At 71.9% G+C, this 21771-nt stretch carries 16 protein-coding genes; 4 read left to right on the forward strand and 12 right to left on the reverse strand.

Translation table 11 applies throughout. From position 1 onward, the window contains the following. Positions 1–6: 6 nt before the first annotated feature. From CRP49_RS44940 to CRP49_RS44995, 12 genes are all read right to left on the reverse strand, one after another. Positions 7–1782 (reverse strand): CocE/NonD family hydrolase, encoded by a 1776-nt coding sequence (locus CRP49_RS44940; RefSeq protein WP_097259077.1) that lies wholly within the window; start codon positions 1780–1782, stop codon positions 7–9. A gap of 130 nt (positions 1783–1912) precedes the next feature. Beyond that, positions 1913–2836, reverse strand: coding sequence for an LD-carboxypeptidase (locus CRP49_RS44945; RefSeq protein ID WP_097259078.1), 924 nt, complete (start codon positions 2834–2836; stop codon positions 1913–1915). After that, positions 2833–4797, reverse strand: a complete 1965-nt coding sequence (locus CRP49_RS44950; protein WP_097259079.1) for a prolyl oligopeptidase family serine peptidase — start codon at positions 4795–4797, stop codon at positions 2833–2835. Before CRP49_RS44950 ends, CRP49_RS44945 begins: the two co-directional genes overlap by 4 nt. Positions 4798–4800: 3 nt before the next feature. Beyond that, entirely contained in the window at positions 4801–6108 is a 1308-nt protein-coding gene (locus CRP49_RS44955) for a M20/M25/M40 family metallo-hydrolase (RefSeq protein ID WP_097259080.1), read from the reverse strand. Next, positions 6101–6934, reverse strand: coding sequence for a M55 family metallopeptidase (locus CRP49_RS44960; RefSeq protein ID WP_097259081.1), 834 nt, complete (start codon positions 6932–6934; stop codon positions 6101–6103). The genes CRP49_RS44955 and CRP49_RS44960 overlap by 8 nt, the downstream gene beginning before the upstream one ends. Positions 6935–6991: 57 nt before the next feature. Continuing rightward, positions 6992–8668 carry a glycosyltransferase family 39 protein gene (locus CRP49_RS44965; protein ID WP_257033846.1) on the reverse strand — a complete coding sequence of 559 codons (1677 nt, stop codon included), beginning with the start codon at positions 8666–8668 and terminating at the stop codon, positions 6992–6994. Between the two features lie 44 nt (positions 8669–8712). Further along, positions 8713–9735, reverse strand: a complete 1023-nt coding sequence (locus tag CRP49_RS44970) for a glycoside hydrolase family 26 protein (protein WP_097259082.1) — start codon at positions 9733–9735, stop codon at positions 8713–8715. Next, complete coding sequence (locus CRP49_RS44975) at positions 9732–11327, reverse strand: glycosyltransferase family 2 protein (RefSeq protein ID WP_373560435.1); 1596 nt, start codon at positions 11325–11327, stop codon at positions 9732–9734. Before CRP49_RS44975 ends, CRP49_RS44970 begins: the two co-directional genes overlap by 4 nt. 124 nt (positions 11328–11451) lie before the next feature. After that, positions 11452–12171: a class I SAM-dependent methyltransferase gene (locus tag CRP49_RS44980; RefSeq protein WP_097259083.1), complete on the reverse strand. Its 720-nt coding sequence runs from the start codon at positions 12169–12171 to the stop codon at positions 11452–11454. Positions 12172–12248: 77 nt separating this feature from the next. Then, on the reverse strand, positions 12249–14699 hold the full coding sequence (locus CRP49_RS44985) for a SpoIIE family protein phosphatase (RefSeq protein WP_097259084.1): 2451 nt from the start codon (positions 14697–14699) through the stop codon (positions 12249–12251). Positions 14700–14852: 153 nt separating this feature from the next. Beyond that, positions 14853–17249 (reverse strand): MFS transporter, encoded by a 2397-nt coding sequence (locus tag CRP49_RS44990; protein ID WP_097259085.1) that lies wholly within the window; start codon positions 17247–17249, stop codon positions 14853–14855. A 154-nt stretch (positions 17250–17403) separates the two neighbouring features. Next, positions 17404–17847 (reverse strand): SRPBCC family protein, encoded by a 444-nt coding sequence (locus tag CRP49_RS44995; protein WP_097259086.1) that lies wholly within the window; start codon positions 17845–17847, stop codon positions 17404–17406. A 134-nt stretch (positions 17848–17981) separates the two neighbouring features. Here CRP49_RS44995 and CRP49_RS45000 point away from each other — a divergent pair, with 134 nt between their 5' ends. The 4 genes from CRP49_RS45000 (at position 17982) to CRP49_RS45015 (ending at position 21766) form a co-directional block, all read left to right on the forward strand. Continuing rightward, positions 17982–19055: an Rv2578c family radical SAM protein gene (locus CRP49_RS45000; protein WP_097259087.1), complete on the forward strand. Its 1074-nt coding sequence runs from the start codon at positions 17982–17984 to the stop codon at positions 19053–19055. A 136-nt stretch (positions 19056–19191) separates the two neighbouring features. Then, complete coding sequence (locus tag CRP49_RS45005) at positions 19192–20754, forward strand: alpha/beta hydrolase (RefSeq protein WP_097259088.1); 1563 nt, start codon at positions 19192–19194, stop codon at positions 20752–20754. Positions 20755–20809: 55 nt separating this feature from the next. Then, complete coding sequence (locus CRP49_RS45010) at positions 20810–21208, forward strand: RidA family protein (protein ID WP_097259089.1); 399 nt, start codon at positions 20810–20812, stop codon at positions 21206–21208. A 39-nt stretch (positions 21209–21247) separates the two neighbouring features. Beyond that, positions 21248–21766: a GNAT family N-acetyltransferase gene (locus CRP49_RS45015; RefSeq protein ID WP_097259090.1), complete on the forward strand. Its 519-nt coding sequence runs from the start codon at positions 21248–21250 to the stop codon at positions 21764–21766. The last annotated feature ends 5 nt before the right edge of the window (positions 21767–21771 follow it).

A 21771-nucleotide genomic window follows, 5' to 3' on the forward strand; every position in this document is an offset into this window, starting at 1 on the left:
CCGGACTCAGCCGCCGAGCACCGGAAGTTCCAGCACCCCGGTGTCGTCGGGCGTGCTGACCACGGTGACCGGTTTGATCCCGCGGTTGCCGAAGTACGCGTCGTCGCTCGCCGCGATCACGAACCGCAGCCGGTGGCCCTTCTCGTACCGGTGCACGATGCCCGGCAGGGACACGGTGAAGCTCCGGGTCACGTCGGGCACCCGGACCGGCGCGACCAGCCGGTGCACCAGCGTCTGCGTGCCGTCGGGCGCGACGTCGTACAGCTTGGCGAACAGGACCAGCCTGTCGGCGGCGTTGCCCGAGTTCTGCGTCCGCTCGGCCTGCGGGGACACCACCTTCAGGGTGGCCCGGGGTGCGCCGACGACATCCGTGGCGCGGGTCAGCGGTGCGCTGCTCCAGCCCAGGTAGGTGCCCTCGGTGTCGTACGGCGCCGGGTCCGGCAGCCCGACCGTCCCGGTCAGCAGGCTCTCCGAATGGCTCGTGGGGACAGGCCCGTTGCGGTAGGTACGGCTCCCTCGCGCCACCTTCCTGCGGTTGTCGACGAGCTTGCCGTCGCCGGAGAGGTAGAGCTTCCGGGTGCGGGCGGGCAGGTGGGCGGCGGTGGCGTAGGCACGGTTCGGGTCGGTGATCCAGTCGCGGTAGTAGGCGAAGGCCGGGCCGGTGTCGGCGTCCGTGCGCCGGTGGAGGTAGCGGTCGAACCAGGCGAGGATGCGCCGACCGACGTAGCTCGACTCCAAGTTGCCCTGGGTCAGGTCGAGTTCACCGGCGGCCGGGTCGGTCATGCCGCCGCTGTGACCCCAGGACTGCCAGATCATCCGGGTGGGCACGCCCTGGGCCTTGAGCGTCTGGTACGTCGCCGTCGCCTCGTTGAGGTTGAAGAGGCTGTCGGCCTGTCCCTGGACCAGCAGGGTGGGTGCCTCGACCCGGTTCAGGTACGACACCGGGGAGACGCTGCGGAGGTAGGCGAGCAGCTCGGCGGTGGCGCGCGCCGGGTAGCTGCCGGAGTTGAGGGTGCGGATCGTCTCGCAGGCCTCGGTGACGAAGTGGCGGCAGGCGAGGGAGTTGATCCGGGACGGGTCGAGGTTCGGCACGGTCAGCGGCCGGCTCTCGCCGATGAGGTAGAAGCCGTTGGTCCACTGCCACTTGAAGGCGCCGGGGACACCGCCGGCGGTGTTGTTCGGATCCAGCGAGTAGGCGAGGTCGTTCCAGGTGATCAGGGGGACGAGCGCGTCGACCCGGTGGTCCACGGCGGCCGTCGCCAGCTGGATGGCACCCCCGTAGGAGCCGCCGACCATGCCGACGCGCGGGTCACCGGCGGAGTCGAGGGTGACGAAGTCGGCCCTGGTGCCGTCGTCGGCGGCCCGCTCTCCGCCGAGGAAGTCGACGAGCCGGGAAGCGGCGGTGCCGTCGATTCCGGGGTCGTCGAGTGAGATGAGGCAGCCGGACCGGCCGAAGCCGAGTCCGGAGTAGACGAGCGAGACGTATCCGCGCCGGGCGAAGGCCTTGCCGATCGCGTCGGTCGAGCCGTCGGACTTGCTCCCGCCGAAGCCGTTCGTGGCGAGCACGGCGGGTGCGGGGTGGGAGCGGTCCACGCCCGCCGGGCGGTAGAGGTCGGCGTCGACCGTGCAGGTACGGCCGCCCGCCCGGACGGTGAACTTCAGCGCGGTGACGGAGAACGGGCCGGTCGCGGCCGCGGGAGCGGTGAGCGCGAGGGGGACGGTGAGCGCGGCGCCCAGGGCGAGAGCGAGCGGGGCTCGGAATCTGGGCACGCGTCGGGGCACGGAAACCTCCACACCGAGGCAACGCGGATACCGGCCTGTAGGTAACGGCCGGTCCTCATGCTGTGACCCCTGTCAGACCATGGTCAATCGGCCTGTGCGTGGTTTCTTGACGGAGATTCGGTAGGGGATCTCAGCGCAGGGCGGGCTCGTCCAGCGTCAACGTGCCCGTGTCCGCGTCGAGTTCGGCCGCGACACCGAAGGGAATCGTCAACGCGCCCTCGCAGTGCCCGAATCCGAACTCCTCCACGACGGGGACACCGAGCGGACCGAGGCGGTCGGCGAGCATGGGCCGCACCCGCTCGTAGGGATCGCACTTCGCCCAGGAGCCGAGCAGCACCCCGCTCACCCCCTCCAGCCAGCCAGCGCGCAGGAGTTGGGTGAGGTAGCGGTCGAGCCGGTACGTCTCCTCGCCCACGTCCTCCAGGCACAGCAGCCCGCCGCTCGCCGAGGGACGGGCGTGCGGGGTGCCGAGATCCGCGGCGAGCAGGCTCAGGCAACCGCCGAGGGTGACCCCGCGGGCGCGGCCGGGGACGAGGGCCGTGCCGCCGGAGGCGATGGTGCGGACGGTCTCCGGGGCCAGGAGCGTGGCCTTCAGGTGCTCCTGCGCCCGGTCGTTCTTGATGAAGTCGATGCCGGCCGCCATCGGCCCGTACAGGGTGGCGAGCCCCAGACGGGTGGCGAAGGCCTCGTGCAGGACCGTGATGTCGCTGAAGCCGACGAACACCTTCGGCCCGGCCTTGCGCATCGCCTCCCAGTCGAGCAGGTCGATCATCCGCTGCACGCCGTACCCGCCGCGGGCGCACAGGACCGCGTCCACCGCCGGGTCGCACCAGGCGCTCTGGAAGTCGGCGGCACGGTCGGCGTCCGCGCCCGCCAGGTAGGCGAACTCCCCGTGCCGGTCCAGCACATGGGGTGCGGCCACCGGGTCGAGGTCCCAGCCGCGCAGCACGTCCAGTCCCGCCTGCAGCCGCTCCTCGGGCACCGGCCCGCTGGGGGCCACCACGGCCACGCGGGCCCCGGGGGCCAGCCGGGCCGGCCGTACCAGCTCTCTCACGTGCGCAACTCCAACTCCGGGACCCCGGGAACATCCAGCTCGAACACCTGAGCGTACAGGGACAGCTCGGCCTCCAGCGCGCGCACCATGGTCTCGGCCCGCCGGAACCCGTGCCCCTCCCCCGCGAAGGTGAGGTAGGCGTGCGGCACGCCCCGGCCCGCGATCCCGGCGAGGAAGCGTTCGCACTGGGCGGGCGGGCAGATCACGTCGTCCAGGCCCTGGAGCAGCAGGAAGGGCACCGTGAGCCGGTCGGCGTGCGCGGTGGGCGAACGCTCGGCGTACCGCGCGGGTACCTCGGTGAGCGGGCCGATCAGCGACTCCAGGTACCGCGACTCGAAGTCGTGGGTCTCCCCCGGCCCCCAGGTGGCGAGGTCGAGGACGGGGTAGACGATGGTGCCGCAGGCGTAGACGTCGGTCGTGGTCAGGGAGGCGGCGGTGGTCCAGCCGCCGGCGCTGCCGCCCCTGATCGCGAGCCGGCCCGGGTCGGCGGCGCCCTCCTCGGCGAGCGCGCGGGCGACGGCCGCGCAGTCCTCGACGTCGACCACGCCCCACCGCTCGCGCAGCCGCTCCCGGTAGGCGCGGCCGTATCCGGTGGAGCCGCCGTAGTTGACCTCGGCGACCCCGATGCCCCGCGAGGTGAAGTAGGCGATCTCCAGGTCCAGCACGAGCGGCACCCTGCTGGTGGGGCCGCCGTGCGCCCAGATGACGTACGGCGGCAGCTCGCCGTCCAGGGCGGTGCGGCCGGGGTGGTGCGGCGGGTAGACGTGGGCGTGCACCTCGCGGCCGCCGGGTCCGGTGAAGGTGCGGATCTGCGGTTCGGGGTAGTAGGCCGGGTCGACGGGATCCCGGTGCCGGGCGCCGATCACGCGGGCGCGTCCGCTGCTGGTGTCCAGCTCGACCACTTCGTATCCGGTGCGCGGGCCGGCGCCCACCGCGACGACCCGTCCGCCATGGGCCGCGAGGCCGGGCGCGAACTCGCTCCAGGGTCCGGCGGCGTCGACCACCTCGCCGGATTCTGGATCCAGTATCCCGAGCACGGTCGCCCCTCGACCGTGTACGACCGCGATCAGCCCGTTGTCGAGCGGCGCGAACCAGCGCAGGCCGAGCTTCCACAGCGGCCCGGCGAACTCCTCCTCGCGCGGGCACAGCGGGGTTTCGTCGCGGTACAGGTTCCACCAGCCGCTGCGGTCGCTCGCATACAGAAGACGGCCGTCCGCAGACCACTCCACCTGGGCCACGGCCTCGTCCGGACCGCCGGCGACCGTGTGGACGGTATGCAGTGTGCCGTCGTCACCGACCTCGCCGACGAGCAGTTCCGTGCCGTCCCACGGCATCCGCGGATGGTCCCAGGCCAGCCACGCGGCCCGGCGCCCGTCGGGCGAGAGCCGGGGTCCGGTGACGAACCGGTGCCGCCCGTCGTTGAGTTCGCGTACGGCGGCCCGGTCGTCGGCGGCCGAGCCGTCCAGCGGTACGGCGGCCAGGACGCGCCGTACGTCGTCCGGACCGTCCCCGGTGAACTCCTCCAGCACGCACCAGACCTCGCCGCGGGCGAGGTCCACCTGCGGCTCCGCCCAGCGCAGCCCGCCGCCCACCGGCGAGACGGGGGTCAGCGGGCGCGGCTCGCCGCCGGGCTCGTACCGGTACAGGCGCTGGTCGGCGAAGTGCGTGAACACCACCAGGGGCCCGTCTTCCCGCATCACGCCGTCCCAGGGCCGACCGCCGTACTCGATGACCCGGCTGCGCACGTTCCACGGCGCCGGCAGCACCGACTCCTCCGCACCGTCTGTGCCACGCCGCACCAAGGCCCGGCGCCCGCCCTCGGCGGGCCGGGGCTCGGTCCACCACACCTCGTCCCCGACGAAGCCCACCCACTCCGGGTGCCCGTCGTGCGCGGCGGCCAGCGCCGCGTCGATGGGCGAGGGCCAGGAACCGTACGCCTGCTGGTGCACCTCGTCCCCCATCGCCTAGGCCGTCCGCAGGAAGCGGTCGAGGACCCGGACGCCGAAGTGCAGCGCCTCGACCGGGACGCGCTCGTCGACGCCGTGGAACATCGCCTGGTAGTCGAAGCCCTCGGGGAGCCTCAACGGAGCGAATCCGTAGGCGGCGGTGATGCCGAGCAGCGAGAACTGCTTGGCGTCCGTGCCGCCGGTCATGCAGTACGGCACCACGTGTCCCTCGGGTGCGAACTCCTCGACGGCCGCCCGCATCCCGGCGAACGTGGGCGAGTCGACGGGCGCCTGCAGCGCGACCGACCGGTGGTGGAACTCCCAGTCCACGTCCGGCCCGGTCAGCTGGTCCAGGGTGGCGCGGAACTCCTCCTCGCCGCCGGCCAGATAGCGTCCGTCCACGAACGCGACCGCCTCGCCCGGGATGACGTTGACCTTGTAACCGGCGTCCAGCATGGTCGGGTTGGCGCTGTTGCGGACGGTCGCCTCGACCAGCTTGGCGGCCGGGCCGAGCTTGTCCAGCAGCCCGTCCACGTCGCCGAAGTCCGGTTCGATGCCGTAGACGGCGGCGAGTTCGGTGAGGGCGGCCCGTACGGTCGGGGTGAGCCTCAGCGGCCACTCGTGCTCGCCGATCCGGGTGACGGCGGCGGCGAGCCGGGTCACCGCGTTCTCCTTGTTCACCTTGGAGCCGTGCCCGGCCCGGCCGCGCGCGGTGAGCTTCAGCCAGCCGGTGCCGCGCTCCCCCGCGGCGATGGGGTAGATCTCCCGGCCGGCGCCGTCGTGAAAGGTGAAGGCGCCCGACTCGCCGATGGCCTCCGTGCAGCCCTCGAACAGCTCCGGGTGCCGGCCGGCGAGGAACCCGGCGCCGTCCTCGGCGCTGTCCTCCTCGTCCGCGGTGAACGCGATGACGAGGTCACGGCGGGGCCGTACGCCCTGCCGGGCCCAGGAGCGGACGACCGCGAGGATCATCGCGTCCATGTTCTTCATGTCGACGGCGCCGCGCCCCCACACGACGCCGTCACGGATCTCGCCCGAGAACGGGTGCACGCTCCAGTCGGCGGCCTCGGCCGGCACCACGTCCAGATGACCGTGCACCAGCAGGGCGTCGGCGGACGGGTCGGTGCCCTCGATCCGGGCGACGACGTTGGTCCGCCCCGGGGTCCGCTCCAGCAGCAGGGGTTCCAGGCCCGCCCCGGCCAGCCGCTCGGCCGCGTACTCGGCGGCGGGCCGCTCCCGGCAGTCGCCGCCGCCCCGGTTGGTGGTGTCGATCCGGATCAGACCGGAGGTGAACTCGACCACCTCGTCCAGTGCCTGCTGGTCAGCCATACTGCTCCTCCACCGCGGCCGAGACGATCGTGGTGACCGCCTTGAAGGTCCGGATTCCCTCGTACATGGTGTCGCTGGTGTACGCCACCTTCCGCTCGCCGATGCGGGCGACACCCGGGACGACGGTCGCCGCCATCGCCAGGTGCTCGGCGTCGAACTCGACGGCGACGGTGAACGGCCCGCCGTGCACGGGCTCGTGGCGGACGGCCAGCTGTGCGGCCTCCTTGGCGGCCGCGCGGATGTCGGCGGCGGTCCGGGCCGGGGTGCGGCACACCGCCGCGTACCGGGACACATGGTCCTTGACCGCGACCTTCAGCGCCTCGGGCGCGTACCCGAGCGCGTCCTCGCAGGCCAGGTCGTCGCCGGTGACGAGCACGACCGGTACGCCGTACTCGGCGACGACATGCGCGTTGAGCAGACCCTCGCTGGCGCGGACGTCGTTCACCCACACCCCGGTGATCTGGTTCGCGAGGTAGGTGTGGGCGAGGACGCCCTCCATGCCGGCGCCCGCGTGGTAGCCGACGAACGCGATGCCGTCCACGTCGCCGTGCTGCACGCCCTCCACCATGGTCAGCTCCTTGTGCCGCCCGGTGAGCATCTCGACCCGCTCGTCGAGCCGTTCCAGCAGCAGGTTGCGCATGGTCCAGTGGGCCTCGTTGACGAGCACCTGGTCGGCGCCGCCGTCGAAGAAGCCGAGCACGGCGGCGTTCACGTCCGAGGTGAACATCGACCGGCACCGCTCCCACTGCGGTGTGCCCGGGAGCACGTCGGCCGGCCAGGTGACGCCGGTGGCACCCTCCATATCCGCACTGATCAGGATCTTCATGCCGGGCACGTTACGCGTCTGGGCCGGGCGAGGCCACGACGGGGCGGCGCCGCGTCCTCACGACCGGCCGGCGCTCTGCCTGACCCAGATCTCGAAGTGCCCGCCGCCCGTGGACGTCCGGTACGGCAGCGAACTGGTCAGGCGGTAGCGGCCGCTGGTGCGCATCTCCTGGCGTACGGCCTCCTGCGCCGCGGGCAGGCCGCCGGAGTAGTTCAGCACCACACCGTCGAAGTAGCCCGCGCGGACGGCCGCGCGGTAGCCGGGCACGCCCGACAGGTGGCGGCCGTCGGGGGCCTTGTAGTCGATGAAGAAGAAGGACGTCCAGTCCTGGTACGAGGAGCGGCGCTCACGGCTGAGGTAGTACACCGGGCCCTCCTTCGGATCGCCCAGCCAGTGCTGGCCCGGACGCACCGTGTAGGAGAGCTGCGGGATCAGGTAGCGGGTGTCCGGCCAGCTGCCGAAGTAGGCGGCGGACTGGCTCAGGCCGAGGGTGAGCGCGACGACCCCGATGGCGATGGCCCACTGCGGGAACTTGAAGTGGGCGCCCATGAGCCGGGTGATCCCGACGCCCGCCATGGGCGCGGCGAAGAACAGCCCGAAGCCGATGTGCTTCTGCAGGGACGTCTCGGTCTGCAGATGGATCTGGTAGGCGGGCGCGAGCAGCGCCGTGCCGGTGAGCAGCACGCCCAGGCAGGTGCGCCAGCGCCGGCCCGGGACGGCCCGCCGCCACCCCGGGATCTCGCTCAGCCGGGCGGTGCGGGCGTAGGTGACCGTGCCGACCAGGGCGACGGCGATCAGCAGCCCCGCCCAGCGGGTGGTGTCCTGGAGGATCTGCCAGGCGGGCGTGTCCCCGTGGGCGCGCGCCGTGGTGGTGCTCTGGATCGCCGTCAGATAGCCGCTGGCCGCGAGGCCGCCGAGGAGCGCGCCGATGGTGGCCACGCTGAAGAGGGCGCCGCGCAGCAGGGCGCGGCGCACATGGTGGTGCCGGTAGGCGGCCAGCACGAACAGCAGCACCAGCGTCGGCAGGAACAGCGCGGAGGCGTACTTCACGGCGACGGCGAGCGCGGCGACCAGCCCGACGGGGACGGCCAGGAGCCAGTGTCGCGGTGCGATCACCACCAGGAGCCAGGCGGTGAGGGCCAGCAGGCAGACGGCCAGGGCGTCGTAGGTGGCGAAGTGGCCGAGGAACAGCGTCGGCATGGAGACGGCGAACAGCGCGCTGGCGCACAGGCCCGCGCGCTCGTTGAACAGGCGCCGGGTCAGCCCGTACAGACAGGCGGTGGCCGTCAGCATGAACAGCAGGCTGAGCGCGCGGACCCCGGCGAGGCCGAGGACGGAGTCCACGGCGGCCGCGAGCACGGGGTACAGGACGGGCGCGCCGGAGAAGTAGGTGTCGAAGCCGCCGTAGTCGGGGGACCCGTAGAAGAGGTGGCCGATCTCCACGTGCCCGGCGTAGACGTAGAGCGCCTCGTCCTCGAAGGCGGAGTTGGCCAGCCGCAGCGAGAGCGCGGCCTGGACGAGCAGGATCACGGCGAGCAGCGCGCGGCCGACCATGCGGCGCCGCCGTCCGGTGTCGGCGGCCCAGCCCATCTCGGCGACCGGCGGCAGGGTCCAGCCGGGCAGCGGCTGCTCGACGAAGGAGAAGCCGGGGTCGGCCTCGGCCGGGGGCGGCGGCAGGACCCGCAGTTGCAGGGTCTCGTCGTGCACCGGCCGCGGGTGCTCCGTATAGGTCATCGTGGTTTCTGTCTTGTCCGCTTCTTCTGCTTCGTCTGCTTCGGCTACTTCAGGGCGTCGAAGTCGAGGTCGTACCGGTGGTTCCGGGCTGCCGTGCGGAACGCGGCCAGCGTCTCGGGACTGCTGTCGACCCGCCAGTCCGTCTCCTTGTTCAGGTCGAACCAGATGAAGCCCACGACGTCGCTGCGGGTGGCGACGGTCTTCAGCAGTTCGGTGATCTGCGCGCTCTTGCGCGGATTGGGCTGGGCCCCCGTCTCGGCCAGCAGGAAGGGACGCTGGGTGAAGGTCCTGATCTGGCGGAAGGTGGGCCCGAAGAGGGTCTGGAAGTCCTGCGCCCCGGTGCGCGCGTAGTAGCCGACGACGCCGATCCAGTCGACGTACCCGTCGCCGGGGTAGTACGGCTTCAGGGCCACCTGGGGCACCGGGTTGATGATGTTCGGGCTCCAGACCCAGATGACCGTGGAGACGCCCTCGTCCTGGAAGACGTCGTGGACGTGGCGCCAGGCCTTGACGAACTGGGCGGCGGTCGCGCCCTTGGTGCCCCAGGGGTACCAGGCGCCGTTCATCTCGTGGGCCAGGCTCATCGCCACGGGCACGTTCAGGGCGCGCAGCGTACGGGCGGTGCTGACGATGTACGCGTCCTGGCTGCCGTCGGCGATCTGCGCGAGGGTGGCCTTGTGCGGCTCCCAGGCGATGTACGGCAGCTGGCCGTTCTCCCACACGGCCTCGGTCTGGTCCGTCTGCAACTCGTCGCCCCAGCCGAGGTAGTACTCCAGCATCGTCGGGGTGCGCCCGACCTGGGAGGCGTAGCGTGCGACGGGGCTCAGGTCCTTGGGGACGCCGTCGAAGGTGGCGCCGAAGTACTTGGCCTTCGGGTGCAGCAGCGGGGTGACGTCGTAGGGCTGCGCGGGCACGTACGACGCGCCGCCGCCGGGCCCGGTCGCGGCCGGCTGGGCGCCGTTGCCGCCGGCGCCGATGGGTGCCGGGCCGGAGCTGACACAGCCCGCCAGGCAGAGGATCCCGGTCAGCAGGGCAGCCAGCGTCCGGGCGAGGGCCGTGGCCTTCACTCGGTCACCTCCTTGGGCTGGATCAGCACCCGGCCGACGGCCACCGCGTAGAACAGGCCCAGGGCCAGCATCAGCGCGAAGTTCTCCGGGTGGGCGCCGTTCATGCGCCACACGGCGAGGACCGGCCACAGCACGGCCGTGGGGGCGCTCCACAGCCACATCCCGCCCCAGAAGCGGCGGGTCTTGTTCTTCTTGGCACCGCTGGATCCGGTGGGCTGCCAGCCCATCGGGCGGCGGCGTACGACGTCCCAGATGGCGAAGACGTGCGCCCATCCGTACATCACCCGGGTCGCCCAGGCCTCCAGCCGGTAGGGGTTGCGGTGCCACAGGGGGTAGACCACCGTCAGGTAGAGCACGCTGGGCAGGACCATCCAGTAGTTGGTGGCCTGCAGCTGGTCCGGGTAGTGGATCAGCAGGGTCAGCGCGATGAGCGGGGTGGTGAAGGTGAGCAGGGCCGTCTCGATGTAGTAGATGAATCCGGACATGTAGCAGAGGCGGCTGGCGAAGCGCATCCGCACCTGCCAGAAGTCGCGCAGGCTGCCGAGCATGCTCATCGAGGCCATGCACCAGCGGTACTGCTGGTTGTAGTAGGCGCCCACGGTGTCGGGGCAGATGCCGGTGGACAGCGCGAGCGGTACGTAGCGCAGGTCCCAGCCGCGGGCCCGCAGGTCGAAGCCGGTGTGCATGTCCTCGGAGTGCTCGATGAGGCTGGTGCCGCCGATCTCGTCCAGGGCCGCGCGCCGGTAGACCGCGCAGGAGCCGACGCAGATGGAGCCGTCGCTGCGCTGCCGGGAGACCTGCACCGAGCGGTAGAACAGCTCCTGGACGGCGCCGGCGCCGCGCTCGATCCAGTTCTGCTGGTCCAGCACCCGGAAGAACTGCGGGGACTGGACGATGGCGCAGCGCGGGTCGTCGTCCAGGTACGGCATCAGCTCGTGCAGCAGGTCCGAGCGCGGGACGAAGTCGGCGTCCAGGATGAGGATCGCCTCGCCGGAGGAGTTCTCGAAGCCGTGGCGGAGGTTGCCGGCCTTCTTCATCCAGCCCCGGTTGGGCCGCACCAGGTGACGGAAGCCGAAGTCGGCGGCCATGGCGGCCGCCTCCGCACTGTCCCCGTCGTCGAGCACCAGGACCTCGACCTGGCCGGGGTAGGTGTCGGCCAGGATCCGTACGTGGCGCCAGGTGTTGTGCAGCACCTCCAGGGGCTCGCCGCACACCGGCAGGAAGACGTCGACGCTCGGGTAGTGCTGCGGCTGCCAGCGGCGGACCAGACGCCGGTGCGCCTTGAGGTCGAAGCTGGGCGCGAACGCCTCCAGGCGCAGGGATATGAGGAAGCCGACGACGGCCAGCAGCAGGGTGGGCGCGAACACCCAGATCCACCCGCTGTGCCGGGCGGTGTCGGCCTGGCTGTACAGCACGCAGGCGAAGCCGAGGAAGGAGCTGGAGGTCAGCACCCACGTGTGGCGCTTGACGTAGCTGTACTTCTCCCGTTCGTCGGGGGGCGTGGGCAGCAGCCCTGCGGGGGCCTTCGGGCGCCCGGAGCGCGGAGCACGCCGCCGCCCTCGGCTGCGCACTTCGGCCGTACGGACGGTCACGGCTAAGGGCCCCCTCTACACCTTCGGGTGAATCAGCGAAGGGAATGCTATAGGAGGGATCTTCACGCAAGGGACACGGCTTAGTCACGGCCGGACCATCCCGTTCCGGCCGTGACGGGCCTGCTTACTTTCCGGCCAGGACGAACCAGCGCGCAGGCAGGTCGATGCGGGTGCCGTCGGCGTGGTACTCGGTCTGCGGCAGGGTCGTCTCGCCGCTCGCCAGGACCTTGAGGCCGGCCTCGCCGAGCAGCTGGGGGATCTCCTCGTCCTCGGCGTCGGCGGGCTTGAGGCCGTGGTGGAAGACGCGGCGCAGCTTGGGCGGCGGGCCGTCAGGGCCGGTGGCCGCCCGCTTGAGGACATCGCGTGAGCCGGAGGTGAGTTCGACGACGAAGGCGCGTCCCTCGGTGCCGATGATCTCGGCGACCGCGGCGGCCACCGCGGCGCGTGCGTCCGGTTCGCTCTGGTGGATGACGGCCCGCATGTACACGTTGCTGTCGCCGAGCCGCTCGTGGAGGGCCCGTACGGCGTCGGTGTCGGTCAGGTCGAGCTGCTGGAACTCGACGGTGTCGCCGTGGCCGACGCGGCGGGCGTGCTCGATGGCGGCGGGCGAGAGGTCGACGCCGACGGCTCGGGCGAACCGGGTGGCCAGGTAGCGGGTCTGGGTGCCGTTGCCGCAGCCCAGGTCGACGATGGCGCGCGCGGTGTCCGCGTACGGCAGGAGCAGCTCGCTGTGCGGCTCGGCGGTGAGGGAGGGATCGGAGTCCCAGATCGCCTCGCCCGTCGCGTCGGAGGTCTCGCGCCAGTAACTCTCCCACGCATCACGGTAGTTGTCCGAAACGTTCATGTCGATCTCCCCACGGTCGGTTCCGTGATCGGGATATCGCGACGGCCGTCAGTGGGGCAAGGGGCGGGCGGTCACCTTCACCTTCCGCTGACCGCCTGTTCGAACCAGACGGTCTTGCGGTGCCCGGTCGCGCTGGCGCCCCACTCCCGGGCCAGCCGGCTGACCACGCGCAGACCGCGGCCCGATTCGTCGTACGGTCCGGTGGCGAGCATGGCGGGCAGGCCGGGTTCGTCGTCGGTGACCTCGAACAGCAGGGCGTCGGTGCGGACCACCCGCAGTCCGACCCGGCCGCCTCCCGCGTGCTGGACGGCATTGGTGACGACCTCGCTGACCAGCAACTGCGCCGTCTCCACCGTCTGCGGCAGGCCCCATTCCAGCAGCCGGTCCCGGACCAGGCGCCGGGCCCGGGCCACTTCGCGCGGGTCGGCGTCGAGGTGCCACTCGGCGACGTGGTCGTCGGGGATGCCGTTGAGCCGGGCCATGAGCAGGGCGACGTCGTCCTTGCGGCCGCCGCGCGTGTTGAGGGCGCGGATGATGGTGTCGCAGGCGACGTCCATGGAGGCCGCGGGGTGGGCGGCGGACTCGCAGAGCGCGGCGAGGCCCTCCCCGATGTCGGAGCCGCGCACCTCGACCAGCCCGTCGGTGCACAGCACCAGCCGGTCGCCGGGTGAGACGCGGACGACGGTGGACTCGAACGGGACGCCGCCGACCCCTATGGGAGCGCCGGTGGGCAGGTCGAGCAGTTCGCTGCGGCCGTCCTCGGCGCGCACCAGGACGGGCGGGATGTGTCCGGCGTTGGCCAGGTGCAGTTCGCCGCGGATCGGATCGTAGACCGCGTACAGGCAGGTGGCGAGGTAGTTCTCGCCGAGTCGCCGGGCCAGGTCGTCGAGGTTGCGCAGCAGTTGGGCCGGCGGGGTCTCCATGGTGGCCATGGTCTGTACGGCCGTACGCAACTGGCCCATCATGGCGGCCGAGTTGAGGCCGTGGCCCATGACGTCGCCGACCACGAGGGCGGTGCGCGAGCCTGGCAGCTTGATGGTGTCGAACCAGTCGCCGCCGATCCGGCCGAGCCGGGTGCCGGGCAGATAGCGGGTCGCCACGTCACAGCCGGCCATCCGCGGGTTCACCTGCGGCAGCATGCTGTCCTGGAGGGTGTCGGCGACGTTCTCCTGGTACGTGTACATGCGGGCGTTGTCGAGCACGAGCCCTGCGCGGGCGGCGAGTTCGGCGCCGGTGGTGCGGTCCATGTCGTCGAAGGCCGGGCGGTCGGGGCGGCGCATCAGCACCATGAAGCCGAGCACGACGTTGCGTGCCTTGAGCGGCACGATGAGCAGGGAGCGGCCGGTGATGAGCGGCCTGAGGTCGCGCTTCTCGAACTCGCCGGAGATGCGGTTGGAGAGTTCCTCGGTGACCCTCGGGATGAGGACCGGTTCGCCCGTGACCATGCACTTGTAGAACGGGGTGTGTTCGGGGAAGGCGAAGGCCTCGCCGACCGGCACGGTGTCGTCCCAGCGGCCCGGTTCGTCGTTGTGCTCGACCCAGACGCGGAACATCACGGTGCTCGTGTCCGGCGGGCCGTCCGGGAAGCCCTCGCCCGCGAGGACGGCGGCGCGCAGATGGGTGCCGGCGAAGTCCGCGAAACGGGGCACGGCGGCGCTGGTGACCTCGCGGATGGTCTCGCCGAGGTCGAGTGAGGACCCGATGCCGGAGCTGACCTCGTTGAGGAACTCCAGCCGCTCGCGCACGGCGACGTACTCGAGGTCCTGCTCGGCGCCGACCGGGATCACGGCCGCCGTGCGCTGCTGCGGTACGACGGCTTCGGCGGGGCCGCGGCCGAGGCGGCGCGGGACGCCCCAGTACGGGGTGACGGGCACCCGGTCGTACTGGCTGAACTCCAGGACGGGATAGCCGAGTTCGAGGACCTGGGAGACGATGCGGCCGCTGAGTCCGGGGCCCATGTTGGGCAGGATCTCGGGGAGCCGGCGCTCCAGTTCCGCGGAGGCGGGCAGTTCGGTGTGGCGGGCGAAGCCGGGCGAGATGCGTTCGACGGTCTCGTCGTCGTACCCGCGCTCGTCGCGCAGCCGGGTGGCGTCGGCGGCGAGCACCAGCAGCCGCGAGGGCCCCGGGCCGACCAGCGGGTAGGCCCACCACAGCACGTCGATGCGGGTGCGGTGGTCCGCGTGCGGGAAGAGGCGGGCGCGGCCCGCCGTCGCGTAGCCGGTACGGCCGTCGAGGGAGGCCTCCAGGTCGGGGCCGAGCCCGTCGTGCGCCTGGTGGAGGCCGTAGGTGTCCGGCAGCGCGTCGCCGGGGAGGTCGTCGGCGAGTGCGCCGGAGACCGGGAGCAGGTCGGCGGCGGGGTGCCCGATCGCGTCGTCCCGCTGCACGCCGAACAGGCGGCGCGCGCCGCTGCTCCAGTGGGACACCAGGCCGTCGCGGTCGACGACTACCACGGCCAGCGGAACCCGGCCCGCGGCCGCGTCGCCTGCGCCGCGGCCGGGAGGTTCGTCCCGCTCGCTGCCACGGTCCATGGCCCAGACCCTCTCTCCCCACGGCTGTTCGCAAACGATCTGTGCTGCCCGTCACTACGGTACGGCGGCGGCCGGTAGCAATGTGTGGCAATCCTGGAATTGGTTTCACCGGATCACCCCGGCGCGCAGCTCAGCGCCCTGCGGGCGCCCCCCTCAGTCCTCGTGGCCCAACTGCAGGTCACGCTCGGTTCGGCCGCCGCCAGCGACCCGGAGGACCGTGGCGACCGGTGGGTAACCTGCGGCGATGACGGTGTACTCGCCGGAGGAGAGATCCACGAACCGGAACGTTCCGTCCGTTCCGGTGGTGAGGGTGTCGACGACGTTGCCGGCGGCGTCCAGGAGCGTGACGCGCGCGTCCTCGACGGGGCGGCCGCCGTTCGCCCGGACGGTGCCCCTCAGGACGGCGCCGCCCGCGAGTTCGATGTCCTGCCGGGTCTCCCGGGCGGCCTGGACGGTGACCGGCAGGGCCGCGGGGCGGAAGGCGGGGGCACTGGCGGCGAGGGTGTACTCGCCGGCGACCAGTTCGGTGATGACGTAACTGCCCTCGCGGCCGCTGCGGGTGGCGGCGACGACCTCGCCGTGCACGTTGGTGAGGGTGACGGTGGCGTCCCGGACGGCGCTGCCGTCGGCGGTGAGCACGCTGCCGGCGAGGCGTCCGGCGCCGCCGAGGACGACGTCGAGTTCGACGGGCCGCTCGCCTACGGTCACGGAGACGGCCTGCGGCTGGTGGCCGCCCGCGGCGGCGATCAGGACGTACGAGCCGGTGCCGGGGGTGGCGAGCGCGTACCGTCCGTCCTCGCCGCTCGCGCCCCGGCCGACCTGCTGTCCGGCGATGTCGATGAGGGTGAGCGCCGCGCGGGGCACCACGGTCCCGTCGGGGTGCTGCACCGTGCCGCACACCGGGATTCCGGCGGTGTGCGGCGAACGGGCCTGCGGGATGGGGGCGTTCACGGTGACGGGCTCCGTCTCGGTGGTGTGGTGGGACACCAGCGGTTTCTCCTTGAGGAAGCAGGCGATGACCAGGCCGAGGACGAGCACCGGGACGAGGTAGAGGAAGATCCGGGGCATCGCGTCGGCGTAGGCGCGGATGTAGGCGTCGCGCAGGGCCGGCGGCAGCGCGTGGACGAGCTGCGGGGTGAGCGACTCGGGGTCGGGCAGCCGGACGCCCGCGCGCGGGGGCAGTTCCTCGCGCAGGGAGTCGGTGAGCCGGTTCGCGAAGAGGGTGCCGAAGACGGCGGCGCCGACGCTGCCGCCGATCTGCCGGAAGTAGGTGTTGGCGCTGGTGGCGGTGCCGAGGTCGGCGGGGCGCACGGAGTTCTGCACGGCGAGCACGAGGACGGGCATCACCAGGCCGATGCCGGCGCCGAGGACGGCCATCCAGATGCTGTAGTGCAGCCGGGGTGTGTCGGTCTCCAGGCGGGACAGCAGCCACATGCCGACGGCGGAGAGGGCGCCGCCGAGCAGGGGGAAGATCTTGTAGCGGCCGGTGTGGGTGATGAGCTGCCCGCCGATGACCGAGGCGCCGACGATGCCGGCCATCATCGGCAGCATCAGCAGCCCGGACTCGGTGGCGCTGGCCCCGTCGACCATCTGCAGGAAGGTCGGCAGATAGCTGGCCGCGCCGAACAGGGCGACACCGATCACCAGGCCGACCAGGCCGGTGACGTTGAAGACGGAGTCCCTGAACAGCCGGAGCGGGATGAGGGGTTCGGCGGCGAAGTGCTCGGCGACGAGGAAGAGGACGGTGGCGGCGAGGGCGCCCGCGCCGAGGCCGAGGATCTCCCGGGAGTCCCAGGCGTACTCGGTGCCGCCCCAACTGGTCAGCAGCACGAGGCAGGTGGAGGCCGCGGCGAGCAGCAGGGCACCGAGGACGTCGAGGCGGGCCTTGGCAGCAGGCTTGGGCAGCTTGAGGACGACGGTGACGACGGCCAGGGTGACCAGCCCGAAGGGGACGTTGACGTAGAAGCACCAGCGCCAGGAGAGGTGGTCGGTGAAGTAGCCGCCGAGCAGCGGTCCGGCGACGGAGGCGAGGCCGAAGACGGCGCCGATCAGGCCCATGTAGCGGCCGCGCTGCCGGGACGGCACGATGTCGGCGATGATCGCCTGCACGCCGATCATGAGCCCGCCCGCGCCCACGCCCTGGAGGGCGCGGAAGGCGATCAGCTGGTCCATGGTCTGCGCCCGCCCGGCGAGCGCGGAGCCGACGACGAAGACCAGGATCGCGAACTGGAAGACGCCCTTGCGGCCGACGAGGTCGCCCAGCTTGCCGTACAGGGGCAGGCCGATGGTGGAGGTCAGCAGATAGGCCGTGATGGCCCAGGACATCCGGTCCAGGCCGTGCAGCTCGCCGACGATCTTCGGCAGCGCGGTGGCGACGATCATCTGGTCCAGCGCGGCGAGCAACAGCGTGAGCATGAGCCCGAAGAAGACCAACCGCACTCGGCGCGTGCCGAGTTCGGCGGCCGGGGCGGGGGGCGGAGGTTCGTCGGCGGTCTCCGCCGGGGCCGGCGCCACGGCCGGCTCGTGCTGCACCAGAGTCGTCCCGCCCACGTACGGCTCCCCTCGTCGCGCCTGTCACACATTTCCCGCGTTAAGCGACAACTGCGAACAAGTACGGCGAGTTACGGCGCAATTCCGGACGGCGCCGAGAACCACCCGAACCGGTGAGGGGGCGCAACGCCCCCTCACCGGCCGGTGTTTGACGTTACTTCTCCACCTGGGCGGCGAGGTTGGCGAGGATCGCGTCGTAGATCCGGCCGAGACCCTTGGGGGCGAAGGTCTTCTCGAAGAAGCCGCCGATGCCGCCGGCGCCCTTCCACGTGGTGGTGACGACGACCCGGGAGCTGCCCTCGCCGGCCGGGGTGACGCGCCAGGTGGTGACCATGGAGGAGTTGCGGTCCTTCTCCACGAGCTCGCCGTCGGTGGGCTCGCTGACCTCCAGGAGGCAGTCGCGCACACGCTTGCTGGTGGCCTGGAGCTTCCAGTGGACGAGGGTGCCCTCGCCGTCGCCGCCCTCGCGCACCTCGTACTCGCTGAAGTGTTCGGGCAGCAGCTGCTGCCGCGTACCGCTGTAGTCGGCGAGCGCGTCGAACACCTTCTCCGCGTCCGCCGCGACGACCCGCTCCGTGGTGGCCTCGACCTGCGCCATTGCGTTCCTCCAGGACCTGGTTTCTCGGGGTTGGGGCAAGCCAACCACCCCGGCGCCCGGCCGCCCAAATCGGGGTCGCACGATCATGGGAACGTATGTTCTATTCTGTGCCCGAGCGCTACCTAGGAGGCGTCATGCGCTGGGAGAACCTCACCGTGGAATCCGGGGAGTCCGGGGAGTCCGGCGGTCACGGCCGGGCCGCCGATGCCGCGCTGTTCGGCGCGGACGCCGTCGTCACCCGCACCTTCGACACGCCCGAGTTCCGCGGGATCACCTTCCACGAGGTGCGGGCCCGCTCGATCCTGAACCGGGTGCCGGGCGCCTCGCGCATGCCGTTCGAATGGACGGTGAACCCCTACCGCGGCTGCACGCACGCGTGCGTGTACTGCTTCGCCCGCAAGACGCACAGCTACCTGGACCTCGACACGGGGCTCGGCTTCGACACCCAGATCGTGGTGAAGGTGAACGCGCCCGAGGTGCTGCGCCGCCAGCTGGCCTCGCGCCGCTGGCAGGGCGACCACGTGGCGATGGGCACCAACGTCGACTGCTACCAGCGCGCCGAGGGCCGCTACCGGCTGATGCCGGGCATCATCACGGCCCTCACCGAGCACGCGAACCCGTTCTCGATCCTGACCAAGGGCACGCTGATCCTGCGCGACCTGGAGCTGCTGACCCGGGCGGCCCAGGTGACGGACGTCGGCATCTCGGTCTCCGTGGGCTTCACCGACACCGAGCTGTGGCGCACGGTGGAGCCGGGCACACCGGCGCCCGAGCGCCGCCTGGACGTCGTGCGCACCCTCGGCGAGCACGGCATCGGCTGCGGGGTGCTGATGGCGCCGGTCATCCCGTTCCTGAGCGACCATCCGGCCCAACTGCGGGACACCGTGCGGGCGATCGCGGCGGCCGGGGCCACCTCGGTCACCCCGCTGGTGCTGCATCTGCGGCCGGGCGCCCGGGAGTGGTTCATGGCCTGGCTCGGCCGGCACCACCCGCATCTGGTGCGCCGCTACGAGCGGCTGTACGCGGAGGGCGCCTACGCGCCCAAGTGGTACCAGCGCCGGATCACCCGTCAGGTGCACGAGCTGGCCCAGGAGTACGGCATCGGCCCCACGCGCGCGGGGACGGCCCGGCGAATCCGGCCGACCGAGGCCTCCGCTGCCGCCGAGCCTCCGGCCACGTCCGAACCGACCCAACTCACCCTCATTTGAGAGCGTTAGAGCGCATCCCTCGACCCAATTGGGTCAACTATTGACAGAACGGGTTCTTCAGGGCGCTCTCTTCGGGACGATGCGGCGAGAACCGTGACCCTCGCGGTTCGCATCACCCTCCGTCCCGGGAGGACCCATGAGGACACGCGCAGCCATGCTGTGCGCAGCCGCCGCCATGGTGGCGGGCTCGGTCACGGCCGTGCCCGCGCAGGCGGCCCCCACCGCTCCGGCGGCGAAGCTCGCCTGGAAGACCTGTGGCACCAGCGACTACCCGACGCTCCAGTGCGCGTCCGTGAAGGTGCCGCTGGACCACACGCACCCGTCCGGCAAGCAGATCACCCTCGCCCTGTCCCGCGTCCCGCACACCGCGGAGACCTCCCAGGGCCCGCTGCTGGTCAACCCCGGCGGCCCCGGCGGCAGCGGTCTGACGCTCGCCGGATTCGTCGCGGCCGCGCTGCCCAGGAGCGTGGCGGCGCAGTACGACGTGATCGGCTTCGACCCGCGCGGGGTGGGCCGCAGCACCCCGGCCCTCGACTGCTCGCCCCGCCACTTCAAGACGGTGCGTCCGGACACCGTCCCCGCCACCACCGCGCTGGAGCAGAAGAACCTGCAGCGCGCGCGGTCCTTCGCCGCCGCCTGCGGCCGCAAGTACGCGAGCGTGCTGCCGTACATCAACACCGCCGAGGCGGTCCAGGACATGGACTCGATCCGGCAGGCGCTGGGCGCGCGGAAGATCAGCTACTTCGGCTACTCCTACGGCACCTACCTCGGCGCGGTCTACGCCAAGCTCTTCCCCGAGCGGGTCCGCCGCCTGGTGCTGGACTCGATCGTGAACCCGACCGGCGTCTGGTACGAGGACAACCTGGGCCAGGACTACGCCTTCAACGACCGCCACCGGGCGCTGATGGCGTGGATCGCCAAGTACGACTCCACGTACCGGCTCGGCAAGGACCCCGAGAAGGTCGAGGCCGCGTGGTACGCGATGCGGGCGGCCCTGGCGAAGAAGCCGGCCGGCGGCAAGGTCGGCGCCGCCGAACTGGAGGACACCTTCATCCCGGGCGGCTACTTCAACGGCTACTGGCCCTACCTCGCCCAGGCGTTCTCGGCCTACGTCCGCGACGGGAACGCCGAGCCGCTGGTGGAGGCGTACCAGAACTTCGCCGCCGTGGACGCCTCGGGCGACAACGGCTACAGCGTCTATACGGCGGTGCAGTGCCGTGACGCCTCCTGGCCGCGCTCGTGGAACCGCTGGCGGACGGACACCTGGGGGGTGTACGCGAAGGCACCCTTCATGGCCTGGAACAACGCCTGGTACAACGCACCCTGCGCGTACTGGCCGGCCAGTACGCGCAAGCCGGTGAACATCGCCAACAGCAAGCTGCCCCCGACGCTGCTGTTCCAGGCGACGGACGACGCGGCGACCCCGTACCCCGGCGGGGTGACGGCTCACCACCTGCTGGCCCGCTCCAGCCTGGTGGTCGAGGAGGGCGGTGGCAACCACGGCGTCACGCTGAGCGGCAACAGCTGCCTGGACAAGTACCTGGCCGCCTACCTGACGAGCGGCACGCTGCCGCACGGCACCGGCACGGTGGACGCGGTGTGCCAGAAGTCCCCGGACCCGAAGCCGCTCAAGTCGAAGGCGGCCTCGACGTCGTCGCACGGCTCGACCCTGCACGGCCTGCTGGGCTTCCGCCGGTAGCCAACCCTCCCGGCCCGTCGGGGGCGTTGTCGGACCCGTGGTCCACCATGGAGCCATGAGTGAACCGACCCGGATCCCCGCCCCCGACGGGGTCGCGCCCGCGGCCCAGTACAGCCACGTGGTCTCCGCGACCGGCCGCTTCGTCGCCGTCTCCGGCCAGCTCGCCCTGGACGAGGACGGCAAGCTCGTCGGCGAGGGCGATCCGGCCGCGCAGGCCCGGCAGGTGTTCGAGAACCTGAGGCGCTGTCTGGCCGCCGCCGGGGCCGGTTTCCAGGACGTCGTCAAGCTGACCTGCTTCGTCACGGACGTGGCGTACCTGCCGGCGATCCGCGCGGCCCGCGCCGCGCACATACCCGACGACCGGCTTCCGGCGGCCTCGGCCGTCCAGGTGGCCGCCCTGGTCGCTCCGGAGTTCCTGATGGAGGTCGAGGCGTTCGCGGTGGTCGGCGAATAACCACGGGCGCCCGCGGGAGCGGCTCTCTAGGGTGCCGGCATGGACACCCCGCTCCCACACATCCGTCCGATGACCCTCGGCGACTGCGACCGCGTCTCGGAGATCCGTATCCGTGGCTGGCAGCACGCCTACCGGGGGCTCATGCCGCAGCCGTACCTCGACGCGCTCAGCGTGGCGCGGGACGCCGAGAAGCGGCGGGCCTGGTTCGGGCAGGGGGACGGCTCCGTGGTGAACCTGGTCGCCGAGCGGGGCGGCCAGGTCGTCGGGTGGGCGGCGTACGGGCCGTACCGGGACGGTGGAGTGCGGACCGGGGACGCCGAGTTGTACGCCATCTACATCGATCCCGTGCACCTCGGCAGCGGGGTCGGGCGGGCGCTGCTGGCCGCGTCGGTCGAGCGGTGCTCCGGGTTCCCGCGCATGTTCCTGTGGGTCCTGAAGGAGAACACGCGGGCCCGCCGCTTCTACGAGCGGGCCGGTTTCCGTGCGGACGGCGCCGAGGAGCCCTTCGACGTGGACGGGGTGGCCGTCCCCGAGGTGCGGTACGCCAGGGAGCTGTGAGCGGG

The organism is Streptomyces sp. Ag109_G2-15 (assembly GCF_900215565.1).
Lineage (GTDB): Bacteria > Actinomycetota > Actinomycetes > Streptomycetales > Streptomycetaceae > Streptomyces > Streptomyces diastatochromogenes.

What these genes read in the sequence shown, in the direction of transcription:
- CRP49_RS44950 (WP_097259079.1), bottom strand. Translation starts at nt 4,797, where the DNA reads ATGGGGGACGAGGTGCACCAGCAGGCGTACGGTTCCTGGCCCTCGCCC.
- CRP49_RS44955 (WP_097259080.1), bottom strand. Translation starts at nt 6,108, where the DNA reads ATGGCTGACCAGCAGGCACTGGACGAGGTGGTCGAGTTCACCTCCGGT.
- CRP49_RS44960 (WP_097259081.1), bottom strand. Translation starts at nt 6,934, where the DNA reads ATGAAGATCCTGATCAGTGCGGATATGGAGGGTGCCACCGGCGTCACC.
- CRP49_RS44965 (WP_257033846.1), bottom strand. Translation starts at nt 8,668, where the DNA reads ATGACCTATACGGAGCACCCGCGGCCGGTGCACGACGAGACCCTGCAA.
- CRP49_RS44980 (WP_097259083.1), bottom strand. Translation starts at nt 12,171, where the DNA reads ATGAACGTTTCGGACAACTACCGTGATGCGTGGGAGAGTTACTGGCGC.
- CRP49_RS44985 (WP_097259084.1), bottom strand. Translation starts at nt 14,699, where the DNA reads ATGGACCGTGGCAGCGAGCGGGACGAACCTCCCGGCCGCGGCGCAGGC.
- CRP49_RS44995 (WP_097259086.1), bottom strand. Translation starts at nt 17,847, where the DNA reads ATGGCGCAGGTCGAGGCCACCACGGAGCGGGTCGTCGCGGCGGACGCG.
- CRP49_RS45000 (WP_097259087.1), top strand. Translation starts at nt 17,982, where the DNA reads ATGCGCTGGGAGAACCTCACCGTGGAATCCGGGGAGTCCGGGGAGTCC.
- CRP49_RS45005 (WP_097259088.1), top strand. Translation starts at nt 19,192, where the DNA reads ATGAGGACACGCGCAGCCATGCTGTGCGCAGCCGCCGCCATGGTGGCG.
- CRP49_RS45010 (WP_097259089.1), top strand. Translation starts at nt 20,810, where the DNA reads ATGAGTGAACCGACCCGGATCCCCGCCCCCGACGGGGTCGCGCCCGCG.
- CRP49_RS45015 (WP_097259090.1), top strand. Translation starts at nt 21,248, where the DNA reads ATGGACACCCCGCTCCCACACATCCGTCCGATGACCCTCGGCGACTGC.